This window comes from Gilliamella sp. Lep-s35, assembly GCF_009795845.1.
In the GTDB taxonomy this organism is placed as follows: Bacteria; Pseudomonadota; Gammaproteobacteria; order Enterobacterales; family Orbaceae; genus Gilliamella.
The window spans coordinates 22,338-46,626 of the sequence record NZ_WTEX01000007.1 but is presented as its reverse complement, the minus strand read 5'-3'; the positions used below and the strand labels follow the sequence as shown (position 1 = coordinate 46,626).

Here is a 24,289-nt window from a genome sequence, read left to right as displayed (position 1 = left end):
GATCACATATTCATTTTTATACAATAAAAATAATAAGAATATAAAAATTAGTTAGTTAGCTATATGTGGTAATTAATTTAAAAACTTAACATTGAACTTTTTTAATGACAGTATTACTTTTAGATTTGTGATAACCAAAATAACAAAGATTATTTTTTAGTACTTTTTTACAAATTGACTTTGTTAAAAAAACTTCACGCAGCCCAAATGGGCAGTAAAAAGAAAGTAACCATAACCGCTTGGATTTATTTGGTCGATTACAATGAACGAAATTGACGTAAGGCAGTTCTTTATTGAGATATTGCTGCTCTTCCTGATTGTTAAAATATGCCCAATTTATATAACCTAACGGTTTATTATTATGAACAATTAAAGCAAAATTTTTAGAACGAATTATAGGTTGTAAAGTATCTAGAGCTGAATCAAGTGCCACTTTTTTATAGGCTGGATTTTGGTTCCATAACCAAATCATGGCACCTAATACTTCCGCTTCATTCCATATAGTATCAGGATATATACTTGGTGCGATAATTCTATTTACATATTGATTAAAATCGCTCATATATTTTACCTTTTTAGAAAGCTATTAACCATTATATTACTTAATTAAGTAAATTAAATTATTTTATTTTTTATTATTAATAATATTTTATATTATTTAGTTAACATATTATTTTTATTGAAGTATAAAAATACAACGCCAATAAAATAATAAGGATTTTTTTCTAAAACTCCTGTTTTTGAGACACTTGCAAAGTTTATGCAAGCTTTTGAATAATATAGAATTTAAAAAAAACACTTGTTTAAACAAGAATTTAATTATTAACACATTGATTTTTTTAGAAATAAAATTTCATCTTTTTTGTTAATTTTAAAATTGAAAATTTTTAAATTATTTTGGAAATGAATAATAGGCTAGTAAAAAATGGCGTTGAAAAGAGAGGTGAATTGCTCACCTCTTATTGATATAAAAATATACGATTAAAATTAATTGCTAGCGTTTTGTTCTTGTGCAGATTGAATCGCTGTTAACGCAATAGTGTAAACAATATCATCAACTAATGCACCACGAGACAGATCATTAACTGGCTTACGCATACCTTGTAGCATTGGACCAATTGAAACAAGATCTGCAGAACGCTGTACCGCTTTATAAGTCGTATTACCTGTATTAAGATCAGGGAAGATAAATACAGTTGCTTTACCAGCAACTTGCGAATTAGGCGCTTTTGATTTAGCCACATCTGGCATTACCGCAGCATCATATTGCAATGGACCATCGATCATAAGATCTGGACGTTTTTCTTGAGCAATGCGTGTTGCTTCTTTCACTTTTTCAACATCAGCACCTTGTCCAGAGCTACCTGTTGAGTATGAGATCATCGCAACGCGAGGTTCAATACCAAAGGCAATTGCTGTATCAGCCGACTGAATGGCAATTTCAGCCAATTCTTGTGCATTTGGATCTGGATTAATTGCACAATCACCATAAATATATACTTGATCAGGCATTAACATAAAGAAGACTGATGAAACAAGTGAACTACCTGGAGCTGTTTTAATTAATTGTAATGGTGGACGAATAGTATTAGCTGTTGTGTGCACCGCACCTGATACTAAACCATCAACTTCATTTGCTTCAAGCATCATCGTACCAAGTACTACGTTATCAGCTAATTGCTCACGAGCAATCACTTCTGTCATGCCTTTGTTTTTACGTAATTCAACAAGACGAGGGACATATTTTTCACGAATATTTTCAGGATCAACAATTTCAACACCTTGACCTAAAGTCACACCTTGTGAAGCGGCAACTTTACGTACTTCATCAGGATTACCAATAAGCACACATTTTGCAATGTTGCGTTCAGCACAAATGGCCGCTGCTTTGACTGTTCTTGGTTCATCACCTTCTGGTAATACCACCACTTTTTTCGCATTACGCGCAAGTTCAGTTAATTGATAACGGAAAGCGGGTGGTGATAAACGACGTGCAGAGTTCACTATTTCATTTAATGATTTAATCCAATTTGCATCGATATGATCAGCAACAAAATTCTGTGTGTTTTCCATGCGCTCTTTATCATCAACAGGAATTTCTAAATTAAATTGTTGTAAATTGATAGAGGTTTGGAAAGTATTGGTTTTAACCGTAAACACAGGTAAGCCAGTATCAAATGCTGGTTGGCATAATTTTGCGACTTTTTCATCGATTTCATAACCACCCGTTAATAAAACACCACCAATTGATACTCCATTCATTGCAGCTAAACTAATCGTAACTAATACATCTGAACGATCAGCTGAGGTTACTAAAAGTGCATTTGGCTGTAAATGGCTAATAATGTTAGGAACACTACGTGAACAGAAAGAAATATGCTTGATACGACGGTTTTTAATATCACCTTCGTTAATAATTTTTGCATCAAAATGTTTAGCTATATCCACAGCTCGGCAAGCACTTAAATCCATATTCCAAGGAATACATCCCAATACAGGTAATGGGCTGTGTGCATTTAAATCATCGATAGTGATTTTTTTATTATCAAATTTAGGCGTATGATAAATTTCTGCCACATCAGGACGAGCAAGGCTTTGCTCTTCAACTGGTGCATTAACTTTATTAACAATCACACCAATAATTTTTTCATTTTTAATACCACCAAAATTAGAACGCGCAATTTCGATACGATCTCTAAGTTGCTCTGGTGTATCTTTACCCATATTCACTACAAAAATAATTTCAGCACCAAGCGTTTTAGCGATATTATTATTGAGTTCATTAGCAAAAGGATAATCTGATGTCGGCACAATACCTTCAACTAAAACAACGTCAGCACCTTTCGTGTTTTCTGCATAAAGTGCAACAATTTCTTCCATTAACATATCTTGTTGATTCAAACCTAATAGGTTTTCAACATGGCTCATTTTGAGCGGTTTTAATGCTGGAATTGATGTATTGTGACTAACTAAAGTTGTTGTATTATCGGGCGCATCGCCCCCTGCTCTTGGCTGAGCAACAGGTTTGAAGACATTTAAATTAATACCTTGACGCTCCATAGCTCGAATAACACCAAGGCTCACACCAGTTAACCCAACATTGGTACCAGTTGGAATGAGCATAATTGTACGAGACATAATTATTACCTCTTAATTCTTTATTAAATAAAAACAAACCGCCATTTAGGCGGTTTTGAATATTTATTACGCAGTTAAACGCGCAGCATCTTGAGCGATGACAAGCTCTTCATTGGTTGGAATTACCATTGCAATGGCAGAACCATCTTTAGTAATTATGCCACCTGTACCAAAACGCGCAGCTAAGTTGCGCTCTTGATCAAGTTCAAAACCAAGGATGCTTAATTTTTGTAACGCCATACGACGAACTTCTTCAGAATTTTCACCAATACCGCCAGTGAAGATGATAGCATCTAAACGGCCATCTAAAAGCATAGCATAACCACCAATATATTTAACTAAACGGTGAACAAAAACATCTAAAGCATTTTTTGCATTTTCATCTGTTTCGTAATTATCAGTTACATAACGGCAGTCACTACTTACCCCTGTTAAACCTAATAAACCTGATTTTTTATTTAATAGATTATTAATATCAGCAACAGACATTTTTAAATTGTCATGTAAGAAGAACATAATAGCAGGATCGATATCACCACTACGTGTTCCCATCACTAAACCTTCTAATGGTGTTAAGCCCATTGAAGTTTCAACACATTTACCATTTTTAACCGCTGTAATTGATGCACCATTACCTAAATGGCAAGTAATAACATTGGTTTGGTCAACTGGTTTATTTAATAATTTTGCTGCTTGTTGACTTACATAATAGTGACTTGTTCCATGCGCGCCATAACGACGAATACCATGCTTGGTGTATAATTCGTTTGGAATAGCATATAAATAGGCTTCTTTTGGCATTGTTGTATGGAATGCTGTATCAAATACCGCTACATTTTTATTTTTTAGATGTGGGAATGCGGCAAATGCTTCACGAATACCAATTAAATGTGCTGGATTATGTAATGGTGCAAAAGCAGATGCTTCTTCGATACCTTTTAATACTGAATCATCGATAACCACTGATTGAGTATATTTTTCACCGCCGTGAACAATACGATGACCAATCGATTTAATGCTATCTAATAATTCTGGTTTTTGAGGGAAGATACTATTAACAATAAATTTAATTGCTTCACTATGTGCAGCACCAGCACCTAAAGATGCTTCGCCTTTAACACCATCAAGCTTCCATTTAATACGTGCATCAGGAAGGTGAAAACATTCAGCTAAACCAGATAAAAATTCATCACCGTTTTCAGGGTTTATAATGGCAAATTTTAATGATGAACTTCCGCAATTAAGAACTAGAGCGTTATTACTTGATGACATAGTAATTCCTATAGATTGAATAAAAAGACATATACCAATCAAAATTGGTAACTCAGCACATGATAAAAAATCAATGTGACTACACTAGGTGACTTCTGATATCTTGCTTTTTGAGATAAAATAGAGGAGTCTCCAATTTGAATAACACTATTTTAAGACAATAAGAAGTGAATGTCGAGGAATCCGCAAAAGATGAACCTAATAAACACAATTAAAGCTGGGATAAGGTATATGAAGCTTTGTCCGACGGACAAACAGCTAATGCATTCATTTCCTGAATTAAAAATCATTAACCACATAAAAACCGCAAATAAATACTTGCCCCCTATCATTATTGGCTTACTAGTTTGGCAATATTGCCTGCCTGCGCAAATTGCAGTAACAATAATCACCCTATTATTTGCCTTAAGTCTGCCCCTACAAGGGATATTTTGGCTAGGACGACGTGCGCTATCGCCTTTACCGCTTAACTTAATTGACTGTTATAATCAATTAAAATTAAAGTTGATTGCTAAAAAAATTATCGCTGAAAATAGCACAGACGACAATAAGCTAACATTTGAAGCATTTATGAACATTATAAATTTAGCCAAATTGCATTTAGGTGATTATTTTGGTTCAGATGATTCCTTACCTTATTAAAAAGGCCAACAATAATGACAGACTTACTCACAACATTACAAAATCAAATTGATCAACTAGAACAACAGATCAATTTGGTAAACGAACAACGGTTTCAAGAGCCCTATTTTGATGAGCAACTATTTCAAACCAATAAAATTGTGACAGACAAAACGTTTTACCTTGAGAAAATAAAACAAACCTATCACGCATTAGTCGCCAATATTAAATCAGAAAAAATTGAACAAATCACATTTTTATCCGACACATTAGTCAACCAAATTACAGCTCTAACACGCGAACTAGCCACTCATGACTTACGTAAGAAAGAACCTAAACATGTTATTGAAGAAACTTTAGCACAAAAGCACATGCGTCATTTAGATTACTTACGCCGACTACAAGAAATGAAATACGAGTTAGAACTATCATCTGACATCACTAACCAAAGCAAAATAGCTGCACTTGATAATCGAATTTACCGCTGTGAACAAGCAATAAAAAAAATTGAATTAGAAATGGAAAATGACATTGATTTATAAGTTAAAAATAGTTGTTTTGCTATATTTTAGCTAAATATAAGGTGAATATTATATAAAAACATAACTAAAAACGCTTATTACCAAAACGAATATTATTATAATTATTAATTAGTGTTATCTTTTGGAGTTATCTTTATAATATTGGCAATATTGCAAAGATTAGCAAAATTTCTAAAACTATCGGTTAAAAGCAATTAATAAGGATACATTCATGAGTAACATATTTGATGATAACTCACAAACCATTGGGCATACGCCGTTAGTCAGATTAAAACATTTTGGTCATGGCAATATATTAGCCAAAGTCGAATCGCGCAACCCAAGCTTTAGTGTTAAATGCCGCATTGCATCGAACATGATTTGGGATGCTGAAAAACGTGGTTTATTAAATTCTGACGTTGAATTAATTGAACCAACCAGTGGTAATACAGGTATTGCCCTTGCGTCTGTTGCAGCTGCTCGTGGTTATAAATTGACATTAACCATGCCTGAAAGCATGAGCATAGAGCGCAGAAAGCTACTTAAAGCGCTTGGTGCTAATTTAGTATTGACCGAAGCAGCCAAAGGAATGAAAGGCGCGATCGAAAAAGCTGAAGAAATTGTCGCTAGCGATCCTACAAAAAATATTATGCTACAACAATTTAGTAATCCAGCCAATCCAGAAATTCACGAAAAAACAACGGGCCCTGAAATTTGGCAAGATACCGATGGTAAAGTCGATATCTTTATTGCTGGCGTCGGAACTGGAGGCACTTTTACAGGTGTAACACGTTACCTTAAAAATACCCAAGGAAAGAATATTACGGCTGTTGCCGTTGAACCTGCTAATTCACCAGTCATTAGCCAAGCGCTTTCTGGCGAACCAATAAAGCCTGGGCCACACAAGATTCAAGGTATTGGTGCAGGATTTATTCCTGACAATCTAGATTTAAACCTAATAGATTTAGTTGAAAAAGTTACCAACGAACAAGCCATTGACACAGCTCGCGAATTAATGGAAAAAGAAGGCATATTGGCAGGGATCTCATCGGGTGCTGCAGTTTTTGCAGCAGATCGATTAGCTAAATTACCTGAAAACACTGGTAAAACTATTGTTGTTATCTTGCCATCTTCTGGCGAACGTTATTTAAGCACTGATTTGTTTAGTGGGATTTTTACTGAAAAAGAGTTGGGATAAACGACATAAAATTACTAACACCACCTTATAGTGGTGTTAGAATAATAAATGATATGGTTATCAAAAAATATAATAAATTGAACACATCTGCTTATGCATCTTGAATAATCCCAAAATGCCGATATGCATGTGGTGTTGCAATTCTGCCACGAGGTGTTCGTTGAATATAGCCTTGTTGAATTAAAAACGGCTCAAGTACATCTTCGATCGTTTCACGTTCTTCACCAATAGCTGCTGCAATGTTATCAAGACCAACTGGCCCACCCATAAATTTTTCGATAATGGCTAGCAATAATTTGCGATCCATATAATCAAATCCTTCGTTATCAACATCAAGCATATCAAGCGCTTGAGTCGCAATTTTTTGATCGATAACGCCTTTTGATTTTACATCGGCATAATCACGCACACGGCGTAAAAGACGATTGGCAATCCTTGGGGTGCCTCGTGAACGTTTAGCAATTAAATGTGCGCCTTCATCTGATAAATCCATCCCTAAAAATTTGGCACTACGGCTCACAATATATTCCAAATCCTCGACACGATAAAATTCAAGACGTTGCACAATACCAAAACGATCACGCAGTGGCGAAGTTAACGATCCGGCGCGCGTTGTTGCGCCAATTAACGTAAAAGGGGGAAGATCAATTTTAATCGAGCGCGCTGCAGGGCCTTCACCAATCATAATATCTAATTGGTAATCTTCCATTGCAGGATATAAAATTTCCTCAACAACAGGAGACAATCGGTGGATTTCGTCAATAAACAATACATCATTGGGCTCTAAATTAGTCAACATAGCAGCTAAATCGCCGGCCTTTTCAAGCACAGGTCCTGAAGTAGTACGTAGGTTAACATTCATTTCGTTGGCAACAATATTAGCTAACGTGGTTTTTCCTAATCCTGGTGGTCCAAAAATTAACACGTGATCAAGTGCATCTTTACGTTGTTTAGCTGCTTGAATAAAGATCTTCATCTGTTCACGCACCTGTGGTTGCCCAATATATTCATCCAAACATTTAGGGCGAATTGCACGATCGAGTGATTCTTCTTCCTTTTGCGCTTGTGGAGCAATTAAACGATCCGCTTCAATCATAATCAATCCCTATTTACAGTGCCGACTTTAAGGCTTCACGAATCAGCGTTTCGCTATCCATTTCTGGTTTAATGACTTTATTAATAATACGGCTAGCCTCTTGTGGTTTATAGCCTAATGCTATTAAAGCCGAAACCGCTTCGCCTTCAATTTGATTAGCCGATTTTTGAACACTGTCCATATCTACAATCGTACTAGTGTTTGATAATGGTTCCGCAAAATGTTTAATACGATCTTTCATTTCAACAATTAACCGTTGTGCCGTTTTATTGCCTACGCCCGGCAATTTAACTAAAGTCTTAATTTCACCTTGTTCAACAGCATTAATAAATTGCGGTGCGGACATACCTGACAAAATTGCTAACGCCAATTTAGGCCCCACACCGTTAACTTTAATAAGCTCACGAAATAACTCACGCTCTTGCTCTTGATTAAACCCATACAATACTTGGGCATCTTCACGCACAGCAAGATGCGTTAATACAATAACTTCTTGCCCGTTTTCAGGTAATTCATAAAAACAGGTCATCGGCATAAACACATTATAGCCGACGCCACCAACCTCAATCAGAACTTTCGGAGGCTGTTTTTCAATAATAGTGCCACGTAAACGACCAATCACAATATATCCTTAATAATAAAGCATAATAAATAAGCAAATAATAAGGTGTAGTTTACCTGATAGCAAAAAAATAATAAAGAAAAACTGTATAAATGAACAGTTGAATAAAATACTAATTACGACATATATCATTTTACTAAATGATATATGTCGTGAATTTATATATAATACTAGTTAAAAAAGGTCCTTTGTTTATAAACGTTATAATTATTCAATAATCAAAAATTATGTTTTGAACATCATAATTTATTCCATTAAGGAGCGTTATGTATGATTAGTCAAATAAAAAAACTTTGTAAAGATAAAAATAATGAAGATGCCTATTATGGATTTATAAGAGCATTGGATGAAGGAAAGGATTATTACTTTACCAAAAAGGATTTTGATAATTTACCTATAGATGAAATAGAAATAGGCCTACGAGTGGCATTTACGGCTAATGAAAAAGATTCTGGTCAACGATTTGCCACAAATATCAAAATTATCAAAGATCAAGCAGCCGAAAACAATGAACAGAGCCTGTCTGACGATAAACCTTTAAAAAATAAAATTGATGCCCAAGACTATCAAGCACTTTTAATAAAGTCTGTCCAACAAATCAAATATATTGACGAACCACTAGCGTTTGAAGACTCTGTCTTTAATTTATTAAAAGTGATTGGTTTAAATAAAATATTTCAATTTGATCGTGATAATCAAGCAGGTAAGGCTGATGGTTTTTTTATTATCGAAAATTTAGCGGTAATGTATGATTGTACATTACAAAAAAACTTTGAGTCGTTTAAAGAAGAACAAATAGAAAACTATATCAATAAACTGAACCAAAAAGCACAATTAACCTTCAACATTAAAAAAAATGACGGTGGAATCACCCCTAAAACAATTCCATTAACGGGTAAAAATAAACAAGTTTGGATCATTACTAAAGGAGAAAGCAAAGAGATAAGTGATTTCGATAATGTGAAAGTAAAAGAAATTTCGATATATGACTTATGTGAAATTTTCAAAAAGCGTTTAAGTGATATTACTTATGATAATGAAAAATTAGTAAACGATTTTATCTTTATTGGAAAATAATTTTACCGAAAATAGCGGAAAGGAAATATGATTTGCTTTTCCGCCACGATAAAATAATTTACGCTTAAAACGGCATTTTAAAACCTGGTGGTAATTGCATGCCGCCGGTTACTTGGGCCATTCGTTCTTTTTGTGCTTCGTCTAAACGACGGCTTGCATCGTTATAAGCTGCTGCTATAAGATCTTCTAGCATTTCTTTATCATCTTCAGTTAATAGCGATGGATCGATTTCAACGCGTTTACAGCTATGTGTACCATTAATGGTCACTTTAACCATACCTGCACCCGATTCGCCTGTAACTTCTAATTTTGCGATCTCTTCTTGTGCTTGTTGCATTTTTGCTTGCATTTGTTGGGCTTGTTTCATTAAGTTGCCCAATCCACCTTTTCCACCTGAAAACATAATAATTCCTCGTTTAAAAAAATACGGCCATGATTATACAGGACGAACACTTGCTTCATCAATCTTAGCGTCAAAATATCGGCAAATTGTAGCCACTTTTGGATCTTCAGCAATCGTTATCTTCGCTTGTGCGAGTTTTTCTTGGTACAACTCTTCACGCATTTCAATTGGTGTTTTATAATTTAGATCATCATCAATAATAATATTTACATCAAGCTCTTGATTACGATGTTTGCAAAGCGCTTTTTTTACTTTAATCACATTCGATACTGAATTAATTAAATGCTTAACGGTTGAACGCAGGTGCAACACAATCGTCTTATTATCTGTTTGTTCAAAAGCCGAGTTAACAAAAATTTGCTTAATCAAAGGTGACAAATCCAATTGCTCAATTTCAGCACACCATGCATCCTTTTGAGCCATTTCTTCAATCAATTTTTTAGTCATTTCAGGTGTTTTTTCACCGTTAAGCGATTCACGAAAGGCTTTAGTATCAACCACAATCTCTTCTTTCATCGGAATTAAACCACTAGCTTGCCATTGATAATTTTCGGCTGTGATTTCTTCTTTTTCGTTACTATTATCGCTATCATTATCAGCATGACTATCGCTATTATCGGTATTGATAGACTCAACAGGAACCGAATTTTGCTTAATTCGTTCAAGTGATGCGTTAATTACTGGACTTTTAGGTTGAGCCACCGTAGCCTCAACCGTTTTAGACTTTTTTGGAGTTTGTTCCTCTTTCATCAACTGCATACGCATTTCTAAAATGCTTTTAGTCACCGACGAAACTTCATCAGGAATCGCTAAATCATCACTTCCAGATTTCGCCATTTGTTCAACTTTTCGGCTAGCAACAGGTGACTTGTCACTCACTGGTTTAGAGGAATTTTGTGATTGCTCAGGTTCAGAGAGTGGTGAACTAAATATTTGCTGCTCGCCAAGCTCCGGTGATTTAGCCTGCTCTGAGTGATTAACCGCGTTATATTCAAGCTGGCGGCTTACTTGTGGTGCCTTTATTGCTTGTGCTGGTATTGCATGCGGAATTTGCGTTTGAGAATTAACTGACTTATTACCCTCTGCTTGCTTCGATACATTAGTTTGCTCTATTGCTTGAGCTTGATGTTGAGTTTGGGTTTGTGGCTGTAGCACAGTTGGCGGAACAACCGCATCAACGGCCTTTGGCATAAAAGCCAAGGCTCGCAAAAAGCTCATTTCAACACCAATTTTTTTATCAGGAGCAAAAGCAAGCTCCTTACGCCCCATTAACAAAATTTGATAAAACAATTGCACATCGTTCGGTGCCATATATTGTGCTAAAAAACGGATACGTTCTTCGTTATCGGTATAATCACCTAATGCGGTTGACACTACCTGTAATAACGCAATTTGGTGCAATAACGTAATGGTTTCGGCTAATAAATTATCCCAATCGGCACCTTGCATTGCCGCAGCCTCGATTTGTTGCATTAAGGCATTACCATCACCATGATGCAATGCTTCAACTAACGAAAATGGAATTGATTTATCAAGCGTACCAAGCATTACCGCTACTGATTCGGCATCAACTTTACCATTACCAAGAGCAATAGCTTGATCGGTTAAACTTAACGCATCACGCATACTACCATTAGCCGCTTTAGCTAATAATCCAATCGCTTTGGGGGCGTGGCTAATTTGTTCTAACTGTAAAATATGATCGAGTTGCTTGCTGATTAACGCTGTGTCAAGTACATTTAAATGTAAATGCAAACAGCGCGACAAAATGGTAATCGGCAACTTTTGTGGATCGGTTGTTGCCAATAAAAACTTAACATGTTCGGGTGGCTCTTCTAAGGTTTTTAGTAGTGCATTAAAGCTACTGCGTGAAAGCATATGGACTTCGTCAATCAAGTAGACCTTAAAGCGCCCTTTGGTTGGTAAGTATTGAATATTATCAAGAATTTCACGGGTGTCTTCGACTTTGGTTCGTGATGCGGCGTCGATTTCGAGCAAGTCAACAAATCGCCCTTGCTCAATATCACGACAATTATCACAAACGCCGCAAGGTGTTGCCGTAATGCCTGTTTCGCAATTGAGCCCTTTTGCTAATAAACGTGCAATTGACGTTTTACCCACGCCTCGTGTGCCTGAAAATAAATAAGCATGATGAACGCGACCAAGTGATAGTGCATTAGACAAAATTTTAAGGACATGCTCCTGTCCTACAACTTCAGAAAATGATTTTGGTCGCCATTTGCGTGCTAAAACTTGATAACTCATAATCACCATAACTTATTGTCATTGAATTTGGCGCTAATCATACCATAAACCAATAAAATAGTCTTTAAACCACCGATAATTAATGCAATATTGAGCAACAAAGATCCCCATAATAAGCCAAATGTCTTACTTAAGAAAATAGCCAAATTATCGATAATAATCATAATCTTCTTGCTTTGTAAGAATTATTCAATCGCTTAGATTACGCAATACTTTGATTTTATTAAAAATAACAAAAAATAAAAACAAGAATTACTCAATATTTGCATGACGACACTTCATCATTTCTGGTGTTTGCTGTAATTCTTCCATCAAACTATAAACAAGGCTATCGTAAATTAATAACGATAATTGCTCAAAAGTACTACCCATCGGTTGGCTTAATTTAACGACATTGATGGGAGTAACAATAATACTATCGGCCAATTTTGCCAGATTCGAGCTACTGTTTGCTGTTAATAAGATGATATTGATACCTAATTCTTTTGCCTGTTTTGCATAAACAATTAGGCTTTTTGTTTCGCCAGAATTAGAACCTAAAATCAACAAATCGCCTTTAGTAGCTTTGGGTTTGCTTATTTCACTAATTAAGCTAACGCTTTTACCTAAATGCATAAGCCTATTAGCAAAAGCGCTTATCATTAACCCTGAACGCCCTGTTCCCGCTAAAAATAGATGATTTGCATTAATAATCGCATTTTTAAATTCATTAAGTTGTGCTTCGCTTATGGTATCTATTTGTGCTGATACTTCATTGAAAATATTACTTAATATTGATTTTATGCTCATTGTTTTTTCCTTAACTTATCGCTACTTTTAATTTTTCAATATTTTTTTCAATATCATTATTTTTAAAAATAAATCCACCAGAAACGATATTATTAGCCCCAACAGCTACGCATGCAGGTAGGGTTTTATCGGTAATATTTCCATCCACCTGAATATCGTAATGGTAATTGCCTTTTTGCCTTTCTAAATTGAGTTGCTCGATTTTTTGCAGTGTGAAAGGTAAAAAGGTCTCATTTTTTTGTCCAGGATTAACAGTCATAACTAATACAAGATCAACTAATGGTAATAACATTTTTATAGATTCAACTGGCGTACTTGGATTAATGGCTAGACCGACTTTTATATTGTTATCTTTGATTTTATTAATAATAAAGGAATGATGGACCGTTGTTTCGTAATGAAAAGTAATAATATCTGGCTTAGCTTCAATAAAATCAGAAATTGATACTTCGGGTTTTTCAACCATTAAATGACAATCTAAAATAAAATTGGTATGCGCTTTCAGATTTGATATAAAGCCAACATTAAAACCTAAATTAGGAACATAATGATTATCCATTACATCAATATGTAAATGCGTAACCCCCAACAAATCGAGTGTATCTAAGGTTTCTTTGATTAGATAAAGATCTGAATTAAATAACGATGGAGACAAAATCATAGTTATACCTTTATTAACAACCCATCAGCATAAAATTAACATTACGAGTTCTTTCGCGTAATGCATCCCAATCAACAAAATAAACTCGTCCAAGTTCGCCCATAAGCGGCTTTCCATCTTTAATGATTAATACTAGTGAAAAACTACCAAACAAAGAGGATTTGATATGAGCATCAGTATTGAGCATTACCCATTTTTCAGCGGGGTAATTAGGATCATTCAAACTTAAACCAAACTCAATATGTTTTGGTCCAGGGCTGTTGTATTGATTTTCGCTAGTCATTTTTGGAACGATCTGCTCTAGTACATTATTAATATCAACATGTAAATACTCGTCACCAAAAAAGTTAGTATCGTGCATACATTCATCAAAAAAAAGCGAACAGGTTGTGTGCGTTGTGGCGATGGTAATTTGACCATTTTGGATATTTGATTGCTTAATAAATTGGTTTATATCATTAGTAATATCATGATAAGAGTGCCTTCCTGCGACAGTTGCAATTTTTATAGCATGATGATAAATATTCATGAGATTATTCCTTGCTTATTTGCCCCAACTACACATCCACTATTCAGCTAAATCGCAATGTAAATGGGGCTATGTAAATGAGGCATAATTTTAAATGCCAAATCTAATATTGTAATGTTATAACGCTAGGCGTTTTTTTAGTTCAGCAAAAAACTCGTTTAAGCCAACACCAGTTAATAAAGCCAAACCATTTATAACTTTATCTTTAATCGACTCAGGCACAATAGTGGTGCTAATAACCACGTCATACGAATCAATTTTATTTAACTCATCGGCTATTTTTGATTGATAGATTTTGACATTTTCTGCTAATTTTTCATCATTTAACCATTTGGTTACTTTGCTAACGGCAATGGTTGAAGTTGCATGCCCCGCTCCACACATGATAAGTAATTTTTTCATATTGATATCCTTTTAATAAATTTCAATTTTTTTGATTTTGTTGATATAAATCAGCAAGCATAAAATCACCAACGCTAAGCCGATCAGTCCTATATAGCCAAAGTAGCTTAGTAATAAAACAAACAAGGTTACTGGCCATAAACCACATAAAATAACCGTCACAATACCTGCTGTACCTACATCATAATTAGCTAAATGGAATACATCCGTGATGACAGGTGCAAGCCAAGTTGCCATATATAAGCAAATCACTAAATAAATGGTACCGCCAATAATTGAACGGACAATATTTCCTTTAAAAAACGGAATCATCAAACAGATACCAAAAGCGTAAAAGGCTAAATCCCCAAAAGGTAACACTTTATTGCCTGGTAAAATTAAAGCCAATAAAAGTGAGACAGGCACCATAATTAATGCTGTTGCCATAACAGCAGGATGTCCAACTGTTAATGCCGCATCCATACCAATATTAACTTGTTTTCCATTGAGCTTTTTGCTAGTGAATTCACGTGCGGCTTCAGCGACAGGTAATAACCCCTCCATAAACATAGCAACCATTTTAGGCATGATTTTCATAATTGCCGCGGTTGAAATAGCAAGCTTACCAATTTGTGGAACATCATATCCTGCTAAAACTCCTACCACTAAACCAATAATTAGACCAATAACAACCGTATCACCAAAAATACCAAATCGTTTGGTTAGCGTTTCTGAATCAGCATTTAATTTATTAAAGCCTGGAATGCGATCAAAGATCCAATTTAAAGGAATTGCCACAATAGCGCCCGACAAAGCCATTAAATGTGTAATTGAAATACCTGGATAACCAAAAAATGAGCTTATTGGTTTTTGTAACAAATCGGCTAAAAACCATTGCAACATAACAGCGGTAATACACCCAATAATTCCTACCCAATAAAGCCCTGTGATTGAATAAGCCACTAAACCTAAGAATATGGCAAACCAAAAATTCCAAATATCGACATTTAATGTTCGAGTCCAACCTAATGAAATAAAAAGAAAGTTAATGAGCAGCGAAATAGGAATAAGCAATAACCCCAATGTAGTTGAAAATGCCAATGGCCCACCCACACCACAGCCTATATCCATAATGCTTAATGATGTACCGTACTGCTCACCCATTTTTTGAATGGCAACCCCCAAAGTGTCTGACAATAAAGTGATCACCAAACCTAAACCAACGATACCAATACCAACAGTGATACCAGACATAATGGCTTTTGAAAATGGTACTCTAAAAAACAGGGCTATAATAAAAATAATGATAGGTAAAAATACGACCCCACCTAAATTTATTAGCCATTGAAAGATGTTAATAATACTATCCATTTTAGGACTCCTTTATAAAAGTTAACTTTTTATTTCACACCCGCTTCATTTAAAATAGCAGTAAATTGGTTAATTGAATGACATTGTTCCAATAGCTTTATTTGTTGTTCGTTTTGAAATAAGCCTATTAGATTTTGTAGATTTTCAACTTGTTCATGAGGTTGTTTCATCGCTAGCATAAAAATGAATTTGACAGGAATTTTTTCATTTTCATCGGTCATGCTACTAAAAATGACTGGCTGTTTTAATGATGCAAAACAAATCTGAGATTGATTAACTCTTGACGAATCAGTATGTGGTAAAGCAAACCCAGTCGAATTAACTAATAAACCTGTAGGGTATTGTTGCTCCCTTTGCAAAATACCATCTAAAAAATCAGGCTTAACAATGCCATTCGTCAATAATATTTGTGCCATTTGTGTCAGAACTTGTTTTTGATTTGATGCCTCAATATTAAAAAGGCATAAATGCTTATCAAAATACATGTTTGATTCCTCTTTGATTATCCAAAAATAGTTTTAGTTGTTTAAAACTGGTGATGTTTTTTAAAGCAGATATAGCGCACTTGTTAGAAACAATTTCATAAATTTCTGTAAATACTTCATTGATGCTATTGATATTTTTTTCAGAAAGGCTAACCATAATAATCACACTTACATCAATTACTCCCCATTTAATTGGTTTGCGTAATGTCATAATTGATATACTGGATTTGGTCACAAACATCGGTGAACCGTGCGGTAAAGCGATACCGTTTTCAATTGATGTATCACCAATTTCTTCACGGTGTAAAACAGAATCTCGGTAGTGATGGGTGACATAGCCTTTATCTTCAAGTTGCTTTATTAATTGGCTAAGGCATTTATTTTTATTGTCAATATCAGCACTTAATTCAATAAGATCTGGATCTACAAATTTTGCTGTGGAAGGATAACAATTATTTTTTTCTGAAAAATCAGACTGCTTATTTAAAACATAATTTGCATAAGCCTGAATGATATTTTGGTAATCATTAGTATTTAATAATGATGATATTTTAACAACAGGCTTATTAAGATTATTGATATCAAGTGTAGTAATAATTAAATCAACATTGCTAAGATTCGTTGATGCTAGCTTCGAAATTGAAAAGACTTCAATATTGTCTTTAGAAGGCAATATTTTCCGAACTTTATTTAAAATTAAATTTGATGAAGAACAACCATATTGACAAATAATCACAATATTATTTGCATCGGCGGCTTTATCTAATGCGATTTGAAAATGAATTAATAAAAACGAAATTTCATGATCATTTAAGCGAATATTAAATTTATGTTCTAAATCAGAAAGCGCGTACCACAACACACTAAATAATTTTGAATATTCGAGTTTAATTTCTTTTAAAATAGGATTAATAATACGTATTTGTTTTTGCAAACGGGTAATCATGGGTGGAAAGTGTGATAAGAGAGAATGAAACAATTTACTATCTTTCGATAAATCAACGCCTTCAATTTCGCCAATTTTTTTTATGATTTTTCGAATAATTTGCTCATAAAAGCTATCATCAACTTTTACTGATTCATCAATAATTCGATGAGCAAAAAACAACTTACTTAAGTATTTAATGTCATTAGTTGAAAACTCAATGTTAAAAACCACTTCAAGCTGTTTTGCAAGATCCGATGCAATCAAATACGACTGCATATAACGAATATGGTTAAATAAAAAATCATCTTCTTCATCAATCGGATAACCTAGTGCTAATCGTTTTAACTGTATTGCTATCGATATCAATAATGATGATAAATAATATTCAGAGGATCGCTGAACAATTGATTCGTGATGTTCAAATAATAATTGGCTAATTTGCTCAAAAGAATTATCACCCATCAATGAATTCATGAGTTGATTTAGATAATAATTATCTTGTTTATTAATATATAACAATAAAAAGTGCTTAATAGCACGCTGAATTTGGCTTTCTTTGCCCTCTATAACAATGGCTTTGTGTGTAACGATTAATAAAACATTTTCTGATTCTAATGAGCGGTTAATAAACTCGATATCTTTATGTAACGACGTTTTACTCACAATATAATCATCAGATAACTGCTCCAGTGAAACGCTTTCTTGGTTTAATAAGCAACGTTTTACAATATCTAATCGGCGATATTCTGGGGCTAATCTGCGAAAGTTTTTATTAAAATAGCCGTGGCTATTATTTTGTTCTAAATAATCAATTATTAAATCAATACACTCTTTATTTCCCGTTAACATTAAACCTTTGCGTGGGGATTTTTCGATATAAATATCGCTATTTGGAACAGCTAATAGCTGATCATTCAATTTTTCAATATCGGAATAAATGGTTTTAGTTGAAATAGATAACTTTGCACTAAAATAAGTTGCCGGTTTAAATTCAGACTCTTTAAAAAGTAGTTTCAGTAACTCTATCTGTCTTTCCATTACCAAACTCCCTTTTTATATTTTTAAATATATTCATGATTCAATATATTAAAGTATAATTAGTTGGATAAATAAGACGATGACATTTTTTTCCAGATTAATCTGGAATTAGATGTAATAAAAAAGCAGGAAAACTTTAATTATATTTTTATCACCTTGCTAATATAGAATATTTAAAATAAATTTTTATTTATTATATAGTTACAAAAATTTTAATAAATAAGGAGTATTAAGTGTTAGATAAAGCAATTAATTCATTGCTTGATGGGTATAGAAAAATATTTTGTTACGAAGGTCGTTCAACTCGTAGTGAGTTTGGTTATTTTATTCTCTTCCAATTTATAGCATTGTTCACTTTTACTATAATTGGGATAAAAATATTACCACTTTTACTAGTTGTTATTTGTTTAGCTATATTTCTGATCGTTAACTTTTTTGCAATTTTATCCTACAATGTTAGACGGCTACATGATGCAAACGCAAGCGGGTGGTGGTGTCTTGGTTATTTTTTCTGTGGTGCAATTATAATAGGTGTATCTTTAATATTGACTCCAATTCCAGGTGTAAACAAATATGGACCTGATCCAAGAACATTGCCAAAATAATAAAATTCCCCTTACAAGGTGGGAAGATAGATTATCGTTATATCCAATCCCCCTAGCCTTAATTATTTTATCTAACCCTTTATTCTAGGTTTTAAAGTAACTTTAATCTTGATATTTTATAAGATTTAATTTACCCAATTTTTTGTTGCTAATACTCGCTCAACCGTATCGACAATGGCTTGAGTTTGAGAGTCGATTTCGATATTAACTTTGTCCCCAACTCTTTTTGCGTTTAAGGTAGTAACAGCGAGTGTTTCAGGGATTAGATGAATATGAAAGCAATTATCGTTAACCTTGCCAACCGTCAAGCTTGCACCATCAATACCAATAAAGCCTTTATATAATAAATACTTACTAAATTGTGCTGGCAACTGTAACGTCATTTGGCAATTGGTTGCTGTTTTTTGAATATCAATTATAGTTGCTGTGCAAGAAATATGACCAGACATAATATGCCCACCCACTTCATCACCATATTTTGCACTACGTTCAATATTGACAAAATCGTGGATTTTTTTATTGCCTAATGTTGTTAACGCTAGGGTTTCTTGCATAATATCAAACGTTACCCAATCTTGCTCAAAACTTGTCACTGTCAAGCAACAACCATCATTAGCAATTGAAGCACCAATTTCAATTTTATCGACCAATTGATGGGGTAATTTAACTTTATATGTTCTTAATTTATCTTTATCTTCAATATCAATGATCTGACCAACTCCTTGCACAATACCTGTAAACATATATAAACCTCAATTCTTGATAATGCTAAATATTCTATCTCAATCTGCTTAGAATTTCCTATTTCTATTTTCTACTGGTATGATCGTTTCAAATGTTTATTGATCAATTATTATTGATATCGATAACAAATTTAACTTTTTATTACAGTATATAAGCAAGGACATATCATTATGTTAAAACTGATTTTAGCTATTTCGGTCGGTTCGGTGGCGGGTGGTTTGTTACGTTGGTTTTTATCGCTTAAATTAAATATTATTGCTTTTGCAATTCCGCTAGGCACATTACTGTCTAATTTAGTTGCAGGTTATATTATTGGTTTTGCCATTGCTTTTTTTAACCATTCTAACCTTTCTGCCGAATGGCGTTTACTTGTGATAACCGGTTTTTGTGGAGGGCTATCAACCTTTTCAACTTTTTCAGCCGAAATTGTTAACTTTTTACAAGAAGGTCGAATATCTTGGGGCTTAGCAGCCATATTGATTCATGTAATTGGCTCAGTTTTAATGACATTTTTAGGGATTTTATCGTACCAATATTTGCGATCTTAAAGCAATTTAATTCACAAATAATACAAAAAATAGTCATAGGACGAACACTTGCTTCATCAATCTTAGCGTCAAAATATCGGCAAATTGTAGCCACTTTTGGATCTTCAGCAATCGTTATCTTCGCTTGTGCGAGTTTTTCTTGGTACAACTCTTCACGCATTTCAATTGGTGTTTTATAATTTAGATCATCATCAATAATAATATTTACATCAAGCTCTTGGTTACGATGTTTGCAAAGCGCTTTTTTTACTTTAATCACATTCGATACCGAATTAATTAAATGTTTAACGTTTGAACGCAAATGCAACACAATCGTTTCATTATCTGTTTGCTCAACAGCCGAGTTAACAAAAATTTGCTTAATCAAAGGTGACAAATCCAATTGCTCAATTTCAGCACACCATGCATCCTTTTGAGCCATTTCTGCAATCAATTTTTTAGTCATTTCAGGTGTTTTTTCACCGTTAAGCGATTCACGAAAGGCTTTAGTATCAACCACAATCTCTTCTTTCATCGGAATTAAACCACTCGCTTGCCATTGATAATTTTCGGCTGTGATTTCTTCTTTTTCGTTACTATTATCGCTATCATTATCAGCATGACTATCGCTATTATCGGTATTGATAGACTCAACAGGAACCGAATTTTGCTTAATTCGTTCAAGTGATGCGTTGATTACAGGGCTTTTTGGTTGAGCCACCTTAGCCTCAACCGTTTTAGGCTTTTTTGGATTTTGTTCCTCTTTCATCAACTGCATGCGCATTTCTAAAATGCTTTTAGTCACCGTTGAAACATCATCAGGAATCGCTAAATCATCATTTCCAGATTTAGCCATTTTTTCAACTTTTCGGCTAGCAACAGACGACTTGTCACTCACTGGTTTAGAGGAATTTTGTGATTGTTCAGATCCAGATAAAGGCGAGCTAAGCGCTGATTGTTTTGCTTCAAGCGAGGAGGATTTAACGGGATCTGAGTGATTAACTGCGTTATGCTCAAGCTGACTTACTTGCGGTGCCTTTGTCGCTTGTACTGGTGTTGTTACATGCGAAATTTGCGTTTGAGAATTAACTGACTTATTACCCTCTGCTTGCTTTGATACATTAGTTTGCTCTATTGCTTGAGCTTGAGCTTGAGCTTGGTGTTGAGTTTGGGTTTGGGTTTGCGATTGTGGCTGTAGCACAGTTGGCGGAACAACCGCATCAACGGCCTTTGGCATAAAAGCCAAGAGTTGAATCAAGCACATTTAAATGCAAACAGCGTGACAGCATATGGACTTCGTCAATCAAGTAGACCTTAAAGCGCCCTTTAGTTGGTAAGTATTGAATATTATCAAGAATTTCACGCGTGTCTTCGACTTTGGTTCGTGATGCGGCATCGATCTCGAGCAAGTCAACAAATCGCCCTTGCTCAATATCACGACAGTTATCACAAACCCCGCAAGGTGTTGCCGTAATGCCTGTTTCGCAATTGAGCCCTTTTGCTAATAAACGTGCAATTGACGTTTTACCCACGCCTCGTGTGCCTGATAATAAATAAGCATGATGAACGCGACCAAGTGATAGTGCATTAGACAAAATTTTAAGGACATGCTCCTGCCCCACAACTTCAGAAAATGATTTTGGTCGCCATTTGCATGCTAAAACTTGATAACTCTTAATCAGCATAACTTATTGTCATTGAATTTGGCGCTAATCATACCATAAAGCGCTAAATTAGTCTTTATATAAGCAATAATCTGTAGAAAAACACCGAGTTTTTACATTTCATCATTAAGGTAATTCGCTAAAAGCGCATAAGTCCTTTGGCTTAAAATCGCTTTATTCGGTTTAACGGTATAGACTCCGGAATATTTTTTACAAAATAACCGACAAAATAAACCAATAAACAGCCACGCTTAATGTGGGGCTTCTGCTTTTTATTGCTTGGCTAGTTTTTATAACTTAAGTTTGATTTTTTTAGGTTTTTTACATAAATAAGGTGCATTCCTGAAAGTTTTTAACAAAAATGGGGCTTTGTCTGTTTTCTTGATAGCGTAAAAAAACTGAAATATTGGCCTTGCGGTGTTGTTGGCACTTTTTACTTTTTTAGTTAAATCAATTTGTTATGAATTTAAAACGGTATAGACTCCGGAATATTTTTTACAAAATAATCGGCAAAATAAACAGCCCCACTTAATGTGGGGCTGCTGTTTTTTATTGCTTGGCTGTCTTATATAACTTTAAAGATTAATAACTAAAAACTAAGGGGTGGTGCAAACAGCATAAAAGTGAGTGTCGGGGGAGTCGCTGGGGATGGCAACGTTGCCACCGCCCGCGTAGACATTGTACCGAATTCTATCTGCCTCTACCCCGTCACTTGTCCAATAGTAGAGGAAGACAAAGTTCGCACCATAGTAGTCCTGCACGTAGCCCCACTCCGTGAAAAATCCAGCGCCAATTCGACGTTGTAATCCATACTCTCCTGACGACGGCTTGGCGCCATCTATGCCATTCCTACAGGGGAAATAATAATGTTTACCACACTTCGCATTGGTTAAATCTTTTACCTTCGGCATGCGATAACCCAAACTATTACACCATGCTAACTGGTCACTATAAGGTTTAGATTCAGCACCACGATTGACAAACCACTTTTGTAGCACAAATCCATAGACTACCTCATGGCCATCATTATCTCTACCCACTAACTCAAACGTCTGCGGTAACCTTGGCTTAGCAATTGGGCTAGGATTCGGATTCTTATGTTGATTTATTGTTGCCACTGGACCGGTTAGCGTTACGCGAGCTACCACAGGTCCTCTCTCCTCATAATCAGGAGTCCACAAATGAGCATTTACAACATTTGTCACTGTTGCAGTAATTCCTTCGTGCGTGACTGGTTGCCATGTCAATTTATTTATATCTACGCCACTTATGAGTAAATCAAAAAATAGACCATTCGCACCCGTGGTCGGAAAATTGAGATTGTATGACTGAGGCTCGATTGATTGAACTAAAAAGCCTTTATTCGAATTCCATATGTCAGCTGGGCCTCCAAAACCACCCCTTAGAGTTGGCCTTGCATAATTAATAACTTCCGTCAGTGGTAGTATTATGGCATCACTACGCTTATCCGTTTGATTAGTGTTATCATTTGCTGCCTGCAATTGCCACGAATATGACAATAACGGCAGTGCCAGTAATACAATTTTTGCCAATGATTTTAGTGATAATTTAAGCGATAATATCGAGGATATAAGCGAGAAAAATGTGAAAATGCACCTAATGGCAGTGTTTGGTAAACTTAAAACATAGGTTTGCCAGTGTCGGTGTTTAATAATATGGTGCTGCATTATACTTCCTTTGTAAAATAATATCTTGTTTTGTTTATAATCATTTGATTGTAAAATGATCAAACCCTCTCATAAATTTTAATCTTTTGAAATTCACTTGGCTAGCTTTTTTGAAAATTTTTTAAATGTATAACATGTAGAAATTTCTCACGTTGTTTACAGTAATTTGAGAAAATACTGTAATGAATATACATAAATAAAAAATAAAATTAACGCCTTATTACAGACAAGAGATATGGCATTTATATCATAAAGAAAAAATAACGGTCACTGATTTGGCAAAACGCTTTATTAATTTTTATAATACCATAAAACCGCATAAAGCGATTTCAGGAAAAACGCCTTATGAGTTTTTAGAGGATTATTTTAACCATGAAGTGTAAACAACTCGGCGTTTTCCTACATATAAGACAATGAAATTATTCACACACCATGTTTAAAATAATTTGCTCAAAATATGTCAGATTTTTTTAACTGATTAATAATTTGTTTTTTAATCGGCAAACGGTATAGACTCCTGAATATTTTTTACAAAAATAAGCTGCAAATAAAGTGAACTTTATACTAAAATATGTGGTTTTCTGAAATTTTTTGACAGTTTATTAATTTATTGATGCACATGACAAAAACGTCAAAAAACGGTTGCACTTTTTTTTAAAACGAGTA

24 protein-coding genes and 1 pseudogene are annotated in these 24,289 nt (G+C 34.5%); 6 read left to right on the top strand and 19 right to left on the bottom strand.

Going from position 1 to position 24,289, the window contains the following annotated elements; all coding sequences use genetic code 11:
* Nucleotides 1-85 precede the first annotated feature (85 nt).
* The 3 genes from GQ590_RS04745 to GQ590_RS04735 form a co-directional block, all read right to left on the bottom strand.
* On the bottom strand, nt 86-562 hold the full coding sequence (locus GQ590_RS04745) for a toxin-activating lysine-acyltransferase (protein WP_160406306.1): 477 nt from the start codon (nt 560-562) through the stop codon (nt 86-88).
* 425 nt (nt 563-987) lie between these two features.
* Nucleotides 988-3,138: a phosphate acetyltransferase gene (gene pta / locus GQ590_RS04740; RefSeq protein ID WP_160406307.1), complete on the bottom strand. Its 2,151-nt coding sequence runs from the start codon at nt 3,136-3,138 to the stop codon at nt 988-990.
* 66 nt (nt 3,139-3,204) lie between these two features.
* On the bottom strand, nt 3,205-4,410 hold the full coding sequence (locus GQ590_RS04735; protein WP_160406308.1) for an acetate kinase: 1,206 nt from the start codon (nt 4,408-4,410) through the stop codon (nt 3,205-3,207).
* A 171-nt stretch (nt 4,411-4,581) separates the two neighbouring features.
* Between GQ590_RS04735 and yfbV the strand changes: the two genes are divergently transcribed.
* From yfbV to cysK, 3 genes are all read left to right on the top strand, one after another.
* The gene (yfbV, locus tag GQ590_RS04730; RefSeq protein WP_368669180.1) at nt 4,582-5,052 is read left to right on the top strand and encodes a terminus macrodomain insulation protein YfbV; all 471 of its coding nucleotides are present in this window, start codon (nt 4,582-4,584) and stop codon (nt 5,050-5,052) included.
* A gap of 14 nt (nt 5,053-5,066) precedes the next feature.
* Nucleotides 5,067-5,573 carry a primosomal replication protein PriC gene (gene priC / locus GQ590_RS04725; RefSeq protein WP_160406310.1) on the top strand — a complete coding sequence of 169 codons (507 nt, stop codon included), beginning with the start codon at nt 5,067-5,069 and terminating at the stop codon, nt 5,571-5,573.
* A gap of 211 nt (nt 5,574-5,784) precedes the next feature.
* The gene (gene cysK, locus GQ590_RS04720; RefSeq protein ID WP_160406311.1) at nt 5,785-6,750 is read left to right on the top strand and encodes a cysteine synthase A; all 966 of its coding nucleotides are present in this window, start codon (nt 5,785-5,787) and stop codon (nt 6,748-6,750) included.
* Between the two features lie 91 nt (nt 6,751-6,841).
* On the opposite strand, the gene ruvB is transcribed toward cysK, so the two are convergent.
* Both ruvB and ruvA read right to left on the bottom strand, forming a co-directional pair.
* Entirely contained in the window at nt 6,842-7,846 is a 1,005-nt protein-coding gene (gene ruvB, locus GQ590_RS04715) for a Holliday junction branch migration DNA helicase RuvB (protein WP_160399742.1), read from the bottom strand.
* A 13-nt stretch (nt 7,847-7,859) separates the two neighbouring features.
* The gene (ruvA, locus tag GQ590_RS04710; protein ID WP_160406312.1) at nt 7,860-8,468 is read right to left on the bottom strand and encodes a Holliday junction branch migration protein RuvA; all 609 of its coding nucleotides are present in this window, start codon (nt 8,466-8,468) and stop codon (nt 7,860-7,862) included.
* A 270-nt stretch (nt 8,469-8,738) separates the two neighbouring features.
* Between ruvA and GQ590_RS04705 the strand changes: the two genes are divergently transcribed.
* Entirely contained in the window at nt 8,739-9,545 is an 807-nt protein-coding gene (locus tag GQ590_RS04705) for a cold-shock protein (RefSeq protein ID WP_065635231.1), read from the top strand.
* Nucleotides 9,546-9,609: 64 nt separating this feature from the next.
* Here GQ590_RS04705 and GQ590_RS04700 read toward each other — a convergent pair whose 3' ends face one another.
* From GQ590_RS04700 to GQ590_RS04655, 10 genes are all read right to left on the bottom strand, one after another.
* A complete protein-coding gene (locus GQ590_RS04700) occupies nt 9,610-9,948 on the bottom strand; it encodes a YbaB/EbfC family nucleoid-associated protein (protein ID WP_160406313.1) in 339 nt (112 codons plus the stop codon).
* 33 nt (nt 9,949-9,981) lie between these two features.
* Nucleotides 9,982-12,213, bottom strand: coding sequence for a DNA polymerase III subunit gamma/tau (gene dnaX, locus GQ590_RS04695; protein WP_160406314.1), 2,232 nt, complete (start codon nt 12,211-12,213; stop codon nt 9,982-9,984).
* Between the two features lie 2 nt (nt 12,214-12,215).
* Nucleotides 12,216-12,377, bottom strand: coding sequence for a hypothetical protein (locus tag GQ590_RS04690; RefSeq protein WP_160406315.1), 162 nt, complete (start codon nt 12,375-12,377; stop codon nt 12,216-12,218).
* 88 nt (nt 12,378-12,465) lie between these two features.
* Nucleotides 12,466-13,002, bottom strand: a complete 537-nt coding sequence (gene hxlB / locus GQ590_RS04685) for a 6-phospho-3-hexuloisomerase (RefSeq protein WP_160406316.1) — start codon at nt 13,000-13,002, stop codon at nt 12,466-12,468.
* Between the two features lie 10 nt (nt 13,003-13,012).
* A complete protein-coding gene (locus GQ590_RS04680) occupies nt 13,013-13,663 on the bottom strand; it encodes a ribulose-phosphate 3-epimerase (RefSeq protein WP_160406317.1) in 651 nt (216 codons plus the stop codon).
* A gap of 13 nt (nt 13,664-13,676) precedes the next feature.
* A complete protein-coding gene (locus GQ590_RS04675; RefSeq protein WP_160406318.1) occupies nt 13,677-14,192 on the bottom strand; it encodes a YjbQ family protein in 516 nt (171 codons plus the stop codon).
* A gap of 117 nt (nt 14,193-14,309) precedes the next feature.
* Nucleotides 14,310-14,594 carry a PTS sugar transporter subunit IIB gene (locus GQ590_RS04670; RefSeq protein ID WP_160399736.1) on the bottom strand — a complete coding sequence of 95 codons (285 nt, stop codon included), beginning with the start codon at nt 14,592-14,594 and terminating at the stop codon, nt 14,310-14,312.
* A 12-nt stretch (nt 14,595-14,606) separates the two neighbouring features.
* Nucleotides 14,607-15,944, bottom strand: a complete 1,338-nt coding sequence (locus tag GQ590_RS04665) for a PTS galactitol transporter subunit IIC (protein ID WP_160406319.1) — start codon at nt 15,942-15,944, stop codon at nt 14,607-14,609.
* Between the two features lie 29 nt (nt 15,945-15,973).
* Entirely contained in the window at nt 15,974-16,429 is a 456-nt protein-coding gene (locus tag GQ590_RS04660; RefSeq protein WP_160406320.1) for a PTS sugar transporter subunit IIA, read from the bottom strand.
* On the bottom strand, nt 16,419-18,395 hold the full coding sequence (locus tag GQ590_RS04655) for a transcription antiterminator (RefSeq protein WP_160406321.1): 1,977 nt from the start codon (nt 18,393-18,395) through the stop codon (nt 16,419-16,421). Before GQ590_RS04655 ends, GQ590_RS04660 begins: the two co-directional genes overlap by 11 nt.
* A gap of 233 nt (nt 18,396-18,628) precedes the next feature.
* Between GQ590_RS04655 and GQ590_RS04650 the strand changes: the two genes are divergently transcribed.
* Nucleotides 18,629-19,000, top strand: coding sequence for a DUF805 domain-containing protein (locus tag GQ590_RS04650; protein ID WP_160406322.1), 372 nt, complete (start codon nt 18,629-18,631; stop codon nt 18,998-19,000).
* Nucleotides 19,001-19,125: 125 nt separating this feature from the next.
* On the opposite strand, the gene GQ590_RS04645 is transcribed toward GQ590_RS04650, so the two are convergent.
* Nucleotides 19,126-19,743 (bottom strand): riboflavin synthase subunit alpha, encoded by a 618-nt coding sequence (locus GQ590_RS04645; protein ID WP_160406323.1) that lies wholly within the window; start codon nt 19,741-19,743, stop codon nt 19,126-19,128.
* Between the two features lie 171 nt (nt 19,744-19,914).
* Between GQ590_RS04645 and crcB the strand changes: the two genes are divergently transcribed.
* The gene (gene crcB, locus GQ590_RS04640) at nt 19,915-20,292 is read left to right on the top strand and encodes a fluoride efflux transporter CrcB (protein WP_160406324.1); all 378 of its coding nucleotides are present in this window, start codon (nt 19,915-19,917) and stop codon (nt 20,290-20,292) included.
* On the opposite strand, the gene GQ590_RS04635 is transcribed toward crcB, so the two are convergent.
* From GQ590_RS04635 to GQ590_RS04625, 3 genes and pseudogenes are all read right to left on the bottom strand, one after another.
* Nucleotides 20,174-21,508, bottom strand: a complete 1,335-nt coding sequence (locus GQ590_RS04635; RefSeq protein WP_160406325.1) for a DNA polymerase III subunit gamma/tau C-terminal domain-containing protein — start codon at nt 21,506-21,508, stop codon at nt 20,174-20,176. The two genes, crcB and GQ590_RS04635, sit on opposite strands and share 119 nt — an antisense overlap.
* 40 nt (nt 21,509-21,548) lie before the next feature.
* A pseudogene (locus tag GQ590_RS04630) lies at nt 21,549-21,956 on the bottom strand (AAA family ATPase); the annotation flags it as partial.
* Nucleotides 21,957-22,531: 575 nt separating this feature from the next.
* Complete coding sequence (locus GQ590_RS04625) at nt 22,532-23,623, bottom strand: hypothetical protein (RefSeq protein WP_160422548.1); 1,092 nt, start codon at nt 23,621-23,623, stop codon at nt 22,532-22,534.
* Between the last annotated feature and the right edge of the window lie 666 nt (nt 23,624-24,289).

Coding starts and splice junctions, on each gene's coding strand:
- GQ590_RS04745 (WP_160406306.1), bottom strand. CDS start 562: ATGAGCGATTTTAATCAATATGTAAATAGAATTATCGCACCAAGTATA.
- pta (WP_160406307.1), bottom strand. CDS start 3,138: ATGTCTCGTACAATTATGCTCATTCCAACTGGTACCAATGTTGGGTTA.
- GQ590_RS04735 (WP_160406308.1), bottom strand. CDS start 4,410: ATGTCATCAAGTAATAACGCTCTAGTTCTTAATTGCGGAAGTTCATCA.
- yfbV (WP_368669180.1), top strand. CDS start 4,582: ATGTCGAGGAATCCGCAAAAGATGAACCTAATAAACACAATTAAAGCT.
- priC (WP_160406310.1), top strand. CDS start 5,067: ATGACAGACTTACTCACAACATTACAAAATCAAATTGATCAACTAGAA.
- cysK (WP_160406311.1), top strand. CDS start 5,785: ATGAGTAACATATTTGATGATAACTCACAAACCATTGGGCATACGCCG.
- ruvB (WP_160399742.1), bottom strand. CDS start 7,846: ATGATTGAAGCGGATCGTTTAATTGCTCCACAAGCGCAAAAGGAAGAA.
- GQ590_RS04705 (WP_065635231.1), top strand. CDS start 8,739: ATGATTAGTCAAATAAAAAAACTTTGTAAAGATAAAAATAATGAAGAT.
- GQ590_RS04700 (WP_160406313.1), bottom strand. CDS start 9,948: ATGTTTTCAGGTGGAAAAGGTGGATTGGGCAACTTAATGAAACAAGCC.
- dnaX (WP_160406314.1), bottom strand. CDS start 12,213: ATGAGTTATCAAGTTTTAGCACGCAAATGGCGACCAAAATCATTTTCT.
- GQ590_RS04690 (WP_160406315.1), bottom strand. CDS start 12,377: ATGATTATTATCGATAATTTGGCTATTTTCTTAAGTAAGACATTTGGC.
- hxlB (WP_160406316.1), bottom strand. CDS start 13,002: ATGAGCATAAAATCAATATTAAGTAATATTTTCAATGAAGTATCAGCA.
- GQ590_RS04680 (WP_160406317.1), bottom strand. CDS start 13,663: ATGATTTTGTCTCCATCGTTATTTAATTCAGATCTTTATCTAATCAAA.
- GQ590_RS04675 (WP_160406318.1), bottom strand. CDS start 14,192: ATGAATATTTATCATCATGCTATAAAAATTGCAACTGTCGCAGGAAGG.
- GQ590_RS04670 (WP_160399736.1), bottom strand. CDS start 14,594: ATGAAAAAATTACTTATCATGTGTGGAGCGGGGCATGCAACTTCAACC.
- GQ590_RS04665 (WP_160406319.1), bottom strand. CDS start 15,944: ATGGATAGTATTATTAACATCTTTCAATGGCTAATAAATTTAGGTGGG.
- GQ590_RS04660 (WP_160406320.1), bottom strand. CDS start 16,429: ATGTATTTTGATAAGCATTTATGCCTTTTTAATATTGAGGCATCAAAT.
- GQ590_RS04655 (WP_160406321.1), bottom strand. CDS start 18,395: ATGGAAAGACAGATAGAGTTACTGAAACTACTTTTTAAAGAGTCTGAA.
- GQ590_RS04645 (WP_160406323.1), bottom strand. CDS start 19,743: ATGTTTACAGGTATTGTGCAAGGAGTTGGTCAGATCATTGATATTGAA.
- crcB (WP_160406324.1), top strand. CDS start 19,915: ATGTTAAAACTGATTTTAGCTATTTCGGTCGGTTCGGTGGCGGGTGGT.
- GQ590_RS04635 (WP_160406325.1), bottom strand. CDS start 21,508: ATGCCAAAGGCCGTTGATGCGGTTGTTCCGCCAACTGTGCTACAGCCA.
- GQ590_RS04625 (WP_160422548.1), bottom strand. CDS start 23,623: ATGCAGCACCATATTATTAAACACCGACACTGGCAAACCTATGTTTTA.